The organism is Pseudomonas sp. (assembly GCF_030147005.1).
GTDB lineage: Bacteria > Pseudomonadota > Gammaproteobacteria > Pseudomonadales > Pseudomonadaceae > Aquipseudomonas.
In genome coordinates this window covers 1-5404 of the sequence record NZ_JASLAW010000168.1, presented here as the reverse complement: position 1 = coordinate 5404, position 5404 = coordinate 1, and the positions used below count along the sequence as shown (strand labels likewise).

At 62.7% G+C, this 5404-nt stretch carries 6 protein-coding genes; all 6 read left to right on the top strand.

Translation table 11 applies throughout. The features are described 5' to 3' along the window. Positions 1 to 135 precede the first annotated feature (135 nt). The gene (locus tag Q1V60_RS15585; protein WP_300631905.1) at positions 136 to 1041 is read left to right on the top strand and encodes an energy transducer TonB; all 906 of its coding nucleotides are present in this window, start codon (positions 136 to 138) and stop codon (positions 1039 to 1041) included. A gap of 208 nt (positions 1042 to 1249) precedes the next feature. Continuing rightward, on the top strand, positions 1250 to 1819 hold the full coding sequence (locus tag Q1V60_RS15580) for a YqgE/AlgH family protein (protein WP_300631908.1): 570 nt from the start codon (positions 1250 to 1252) through the stop codon (positions 1817 to 1819). Next, the gene (ruvX, locus tag Q1V60_RS15575; protein ID WP_300631901.1) at positions 1819 to 2256 is read left to right on the top strand and encodes a Holliday junction resolvase RuvX; all 438 of its coding nucleotides are present in this window, start codon (positions 1819 to 1821) and stop codon (positions 2254 to 2256) included. Before Q1V60_RS15580 ends, ruvX begins: the two co-directional genes overlap by 1 nt. 154 nt (positions 2257 to 2410) lie before the next feature. Then, on the top strand, positions 2411 to 2917 hold the full coding sequence (pyrR, locus tag Q1V60_RS15570) for a bifunctional pyr operon transcriptional regulator/uracil phosphoribosyltransferase PyrR (protein WP_300631896.1): 507 nt from the start codon (positions 2411 to 2413) through the stop codon (positions 2915 to 2917). A gap of 24 nt (positions 2918 to 2941) precedes the next feature. Then, positions 2942 to 3946: an aspartate carbamoyltransferase catalytic subunit gene (locus Q1V60_RS15565; RefSeq protein ID WP_300631894.1), complete on the top strand. Its 1005-nt coding sequence runs from the start codon at positions 2942 to 2944 to the stop codon at positions 3944 to 3946. Then, positions 3943 to 5214 (top strand): dihydroorotase, encoded by a 1272-nt coding sequence (locus Q1V60_RS15560; protein WP_300631891.1) that lies wholly within the window; start codon positions 3943 to 3945, stop codon positions 5212 to 5214. The genes Q1V60_RS15565 and Q1V60_RS15560 overlap by 4 nt, the downstream gene beginning before the upstream one ends. Positions 5215 to 5404 lie beyond the last annotated feature (190 nt).

The window sequence follows — 5404 nt, the reverse complement described above, 5'->3', positions numbered from 1 at the left end:
CACGAACATCGGCGAAATGCTGATGGCGGCCATTGAGCGCAAGCTACAAGCCAAGTGACATAGAACAGCCGGACACACACCAACATTGCGTTATCATGCGCCACCTGTGAAACGCGCGATGTTGGTTTTCTTGTCATGACGCTCCCGCCCGAACTGCCCCCCGAACTCTCCCACAGCGGCGTGCGCCCAGCTGATCGGCTCGGATTTACCCTGTTTCTGGCTGCGCTGATTCACCTGGCGCTGATCCTCGGGCTGGGTTTCACCATGACTGAACCCAAGCAGATCACCAGAACCCTGGAAATCACGCTGGCCACCTTCAAGAGCGATAAGAAACCCGAGAAGGCCGACTTTCTCGCCCAGGAAAACCAGCAAGGCAGCGGCACCCTCGACAAGAAGGCCGTGCCCAAGACCACCGAAGTGGCGCCTTTCCAGGACAACAAGGTCAACAAAGTCACCCCGCCACCGGCACCCAAGCCGGAGGTCAAACAGGCCACGCCCAAGCCTGCCGTGACAACGGTTGCGCCCAAACCGCAAAAAGCCCCGACCCAGCGCGAAAAAACCAGGACCGAGCCCAAACCCGAGCCCGTCAAGCCTGCGCCGACGTTCGACAGTTCGACGCTGTCCGACGAAATTTCCAGCCTGGAAGCCGAGCTGGCCCACGAGCAACAGCTCTACGCCAAACGCCCGCGCATCTATCGCCTTAACGCCGCCTCGACCATGCGCGACAAAGGTGCCTGGTATAAGGACGAATGGCGCAAGAAAGTCGAGCGCATCGGCAACCTCAACTATCCGGAGGAGGCACGCCGCCAGCAGATCTATGGCAATTTGCGCCTGTTGGTGTCGATCAACCGCGATGGTTCGTTGTATGAGGTGCAGGTACTGGAGTCATCCGGCCAGCCATTGCTGGACCAGGCCGCCCAGCGCATCGTGCGCCTGGCCGCGCCCTTTGCGCCCTTTACCGGCGACTTGAACGACGTGGACCGCCTGGAAATCATCCGTACCTGGAAATTCGCCAAGGGCGACCGGCTGTCCAGCAACTGACCCTGTCGGGTTCTTTGTGGCGAGGTAGCTTGCTCCCGCTGGGGACCGTCGCCCCCCTAAAACCGGTCATGATGTTTGAGTTGGAAAAATCGGTGCTTGTATTGGGTCTGCCGCGCAGACCAGCGGGAACAAGCGCCCTCGCCACAAAGAAAGCCCAGGAATCACTCCCAGCTTGTCAGTTCGCCCCTCCAACGCCACACTAGTGGACATGAAAAATGTCAGCCCGACCTACCTCAAGCACCACTTCCTGATCGCCATGCCCCATATGGCCGACCCGAACTTTGCGCAGACCTTGACCTACATCGTCGAGCACACGGCCAATGGTGCCATGGGGTTGGTGGTGAACCGCCCGCAGGAGCTGAACCTGGCCGATATCCTTGAGCAATTGCGCCCGGAGATAGACCCTCCAGCCAGCAGCCAGGGCGTGCCGATCTACATCGGCGGGCCGGTGCAGACCGATCGCGGTTTCGTGTTGCACCCCACCGGGCCGAAGTTCCAGGCCACGGTAGACCTTGAGGGCGTGTCACTGTCCACGTCACAGGATGTGTTGTTCGCAATTGCCGACGGCGTGGGCCCTGCGCAAAATGTGATCACCCTGGGCTATGCCGGTTGGGAAGCCGGGCAGTTGGAGGCCGAACTGGCCAGCAATGCCTGGCTGACTTGCCCTTTCGACGCCGACATCCTGTTCAACACCGCCAGCGAACTGCGCCTGGAAGCCGCCGCCGCCAAGCTGCGGGTCAACCTCAGCCTGTTGACCAGCCAGGCGGGGCACGCCTGATGGCTTTGCGTCTGATTCTGGGGTTTGACTACGGCACCAAGCAGATCGGCGTGGCGGTGGGCCAGGTCATTACCGGCCAGGCCCGCGAGCTGTGCACTCTCAAGGCCCAGAACGGCATACCGGACTGGAACCAGGTCGAAACGCTGATCAAGGAATGGAAACCCGATGCCGTGGTGGTCGGCCTGCCCTTGAACATGGACGGCACCCCCAGCGATATGTGCCTGCGCGCCGAAAAGTTCGCGCGCCGCCTCAATGGCCGCTTCAACCTGCCCTTCTATACCCACGACGAGCGCCTGACCACGTTTGAAGCCAAGGGCGAGCGGCGCGACCGTGGCGGGCAGAAAGGCAGTTACCGCGACAACCCCGTGGACGCCATCGCCGCCGCCCTGCTGTTGCAGGGCTGGCTGGATGAAAACACCGCTTTATTTGAATCCTGACTGACGCGGCATGCCGCTATGCCGCTTTGTAGGAGCAAGCGTGCTCGCGAAGAACGCACAGGTACCGCGCACATCCAGGTTTCACGCGTTATCGTTGACGTTTTCACGAGCAAACCCGCTCCTGCACACTATCGCCTGCCCTGAAGGAGCCACCATGAGCCTGCCCAATCCCGCCGAACTGATCAGCCAGATGGCGATACGCCTCAAGGCGCACCTGGAACACCGTGCCATCAGCGAACCGCGCTTTATCGGTATCCGCACCGGCGGTGTATGGGTGGCCCAGGCATTGCTCAAAGAGCTGGGCGGCGACTCGCCCCTGGGCACGCTGGATGTGTCCTTCTACCGTGACGATTTCAGCCAGAACGGCCTGCATCCGCAAGTGCGTCCCTCAGAGCTGCCGTTTGAGATCGAAGGCCAGCACCTGGTGCTGATCGATGACGTATTGATGAGCGGCCGTACCATACGCGCTGCCATGAACGAGCTGTTCGACTACGGCCGCCCGGCCAGTATCTCGTTGGTGTGCCTGCTGGACCTGGATGCCGGCGAGTTGCCGATCAGCCCGGATGTCGTCGGTGCGACGCTGTCTTTGCAAGCTCACCAGCGGGTAAAATTGTCCGGTCCCACGCCGCTCGAACTCGAACTGCAAGACCTTGCCCTTTAAACCGCCTTGTAAAGAGTCCCCGCGATGACGCCTCTAGATGCCAAGCGCCCGCTGCAGCTCAATGCTCAGGGCCAGTTGCAACATTTCCTGTCCCTCGATGGTTTGCCCCGCGAACTGCTCACCGAAATCCTCGACACCGCCGACTCGTTTCTCGAAGTCGGTGGCCGGGCGGTGAAGAAAGTCCCGCTGCTGCGCGGCAAGACCATCTGCAACGTGTTCTTCGAAAACTCCACGCGCACCCGCACCACCTTTGAACTGGCCGCCCAGCGGCTGTCGGCCGACGTGATCACGCTGAACGTGTCCACCTCGTCGGCAAGCAAAGGCGAAACCCTGCTCGACACCTTGCGCAACCTGGAAGCCATGGCCGCCGACATGTTCGTGGTACGCCACGGCGACTCCGGCGCAGCGCATTTCATCGCTGAACATGTATGCCCGAATGTGGCGATCATCAACGGCGGCGACGGCCGCCACGCCCACCCGACCCAGGGCATGCTCGACATGCTCACCATTCGTCGGCACAAGGGCGGCTTTGAAAACCTTTCGGTGGCCATCGTCGGCGACATCCTGCACTCGCGGGTCGCACGCTCGAACATGCTGGCCCTGAAAACCCTGGGCTGCCCGGATATTCGCGTGATCGCGCCGAAAACGTTGCTGCCCATCGGCATCGAGCAGTACGGCGTAAAGGTCTACACCGACATGGCTGAAGGCCTCAAGAATGTCGACGTGGTGATCATGCTGCGCCTGCAACGCGAACGCATGGCCGGTGGCCTGCTGCCGAGCGAGGGCGAGTTCTACCGCCTGTTCGGCCTGACCACCGCACGCCTGGCCGGCGCCAAGCCGGATGCCATCGTAATGCACCCCGGCCCGATCAACCGAGGGGTGGAAATCGAATCGGCGGTGGCCGACGGCCCGCAGTCGGTGATTCTCAACCAGGTGACCTACGGCATCGCTATTCGCATGGCCGTGCTGTCCATGGCCATGAGCGGGCAAACCGCGCAACGTCAATTCGAGCAGGAGAACGCCCAGTGAAGCTCAGCATTCTCGGCGCCCGAGTCATCGATCCGGCCAGCGGCCTGGATCAAGTTACCGACCTTCATCTGGACGCCGGCAAGATCATCGCCATCGGCGCCGCTCCGGCCGGCTTCAGCGCAGTCCAGAGCATCGACGCCAAAGGCCTGGTCGCCGCGCCTGGGCTGGTGGACCTCAACGTCGCCCTGCGCGAGCCGGGCTACAGCCGCAAAGGCAACATCACCAGCGAAACCCGCGCCGCCGCCGCCGGTGGCGTGACCAGCCTGTGCTGCCCGCCGAACACCAAGCCGGTCCTGGACACTTCGGCGGTCACCGAGCTGATCCTCGACCGCGCCCGTGAAGCGGGTCACTGCAAAGTGTTCCCTGTCGGCGCGCTGAGCAAAGGCCTGGAGGGCGAACAACTGGCTGAACTGATCGCCTTGCGCGACGCGGGTTGCGTAGCGTTCAGCAACGGTCTGGAGAACTTTCGCAGCACCCGTACCTTGTGCCGCGCCTTGGAATACGCGGCCACTTTCGACCTGACGGTGATCTTTCACTCCCAGGACCGCGACCTGGCTGAAGGCGGCCTGGCCCATGAAGGCGCGGTGGCCAGCTTCCTCGGCCTGCCGGGCATCCCGGAAACCGCCGAAACCGTGGCGCTGGCCCGTGACCTGTTGCTGGTGGAGCAAAGCGGCGTGCGCGCGCACTTCAGCCAGCTGACCAGCGCCCGCGGCGTCGCCTTGATCGCCCAGGCCCAGGCCCGAGGCTTGCCGGTAACGGCGGATGTGGCGCTGTATCAGTTGATCCTGACCGATGAGGCGCTGATCGATTTCTCCAGCCTGTATCACGTGCAACCGCCACTACGTACCCTGGCCGATCGCGAAGGGTTACGTGCGGCGGTGAAATCGGGCGTGGTCTCGGCGATTTCCAGCCATCACCAGCCCCACGAGCGCGATGCCAAGCTGGCGCCGTTTGGCGCCACCGAGCCAGGCATCAGCAGCGTCGAGCTGCTGCTGCCGCTGGCAATGACGTTGGTGGAAGATGGCTTGCTCGACCTGCCCACGCTGCTGGCACGTCTGAGCGCCGGCCCGGCCGACGCATTGCGCCTGCCGGCGGGCAAGTTGGCGGTGGGTTCGGCGGCGGATCTGGTGCTGTTTGACCCAGCCAGTTCCACGGTTGTCGGGGAACACTGGCTGTCAAAAGGCGAAAACTGCCCGTTCATCGGTCATAGCCTGCCGGCGACGGTACGCTACACCGTGATGGATGGCCGGATCAGCTACCAGGCCTGAAAGCGAGCGCTATAAACGTGGGAGCGGGCTTGCTCGCGAAGGCGGTAGATCAGTCATGTCGATGTCGACTGACGCTCCGCCTTCGCGAGCAAGCCCGCTCCCACGTTTATAGCGCTCGCTTTCAGGCCTGGTAGCTGATCCGGCCATCCATCACGGTGTAGCGTACCGTCGCCGGCAGGCTATGACCGAT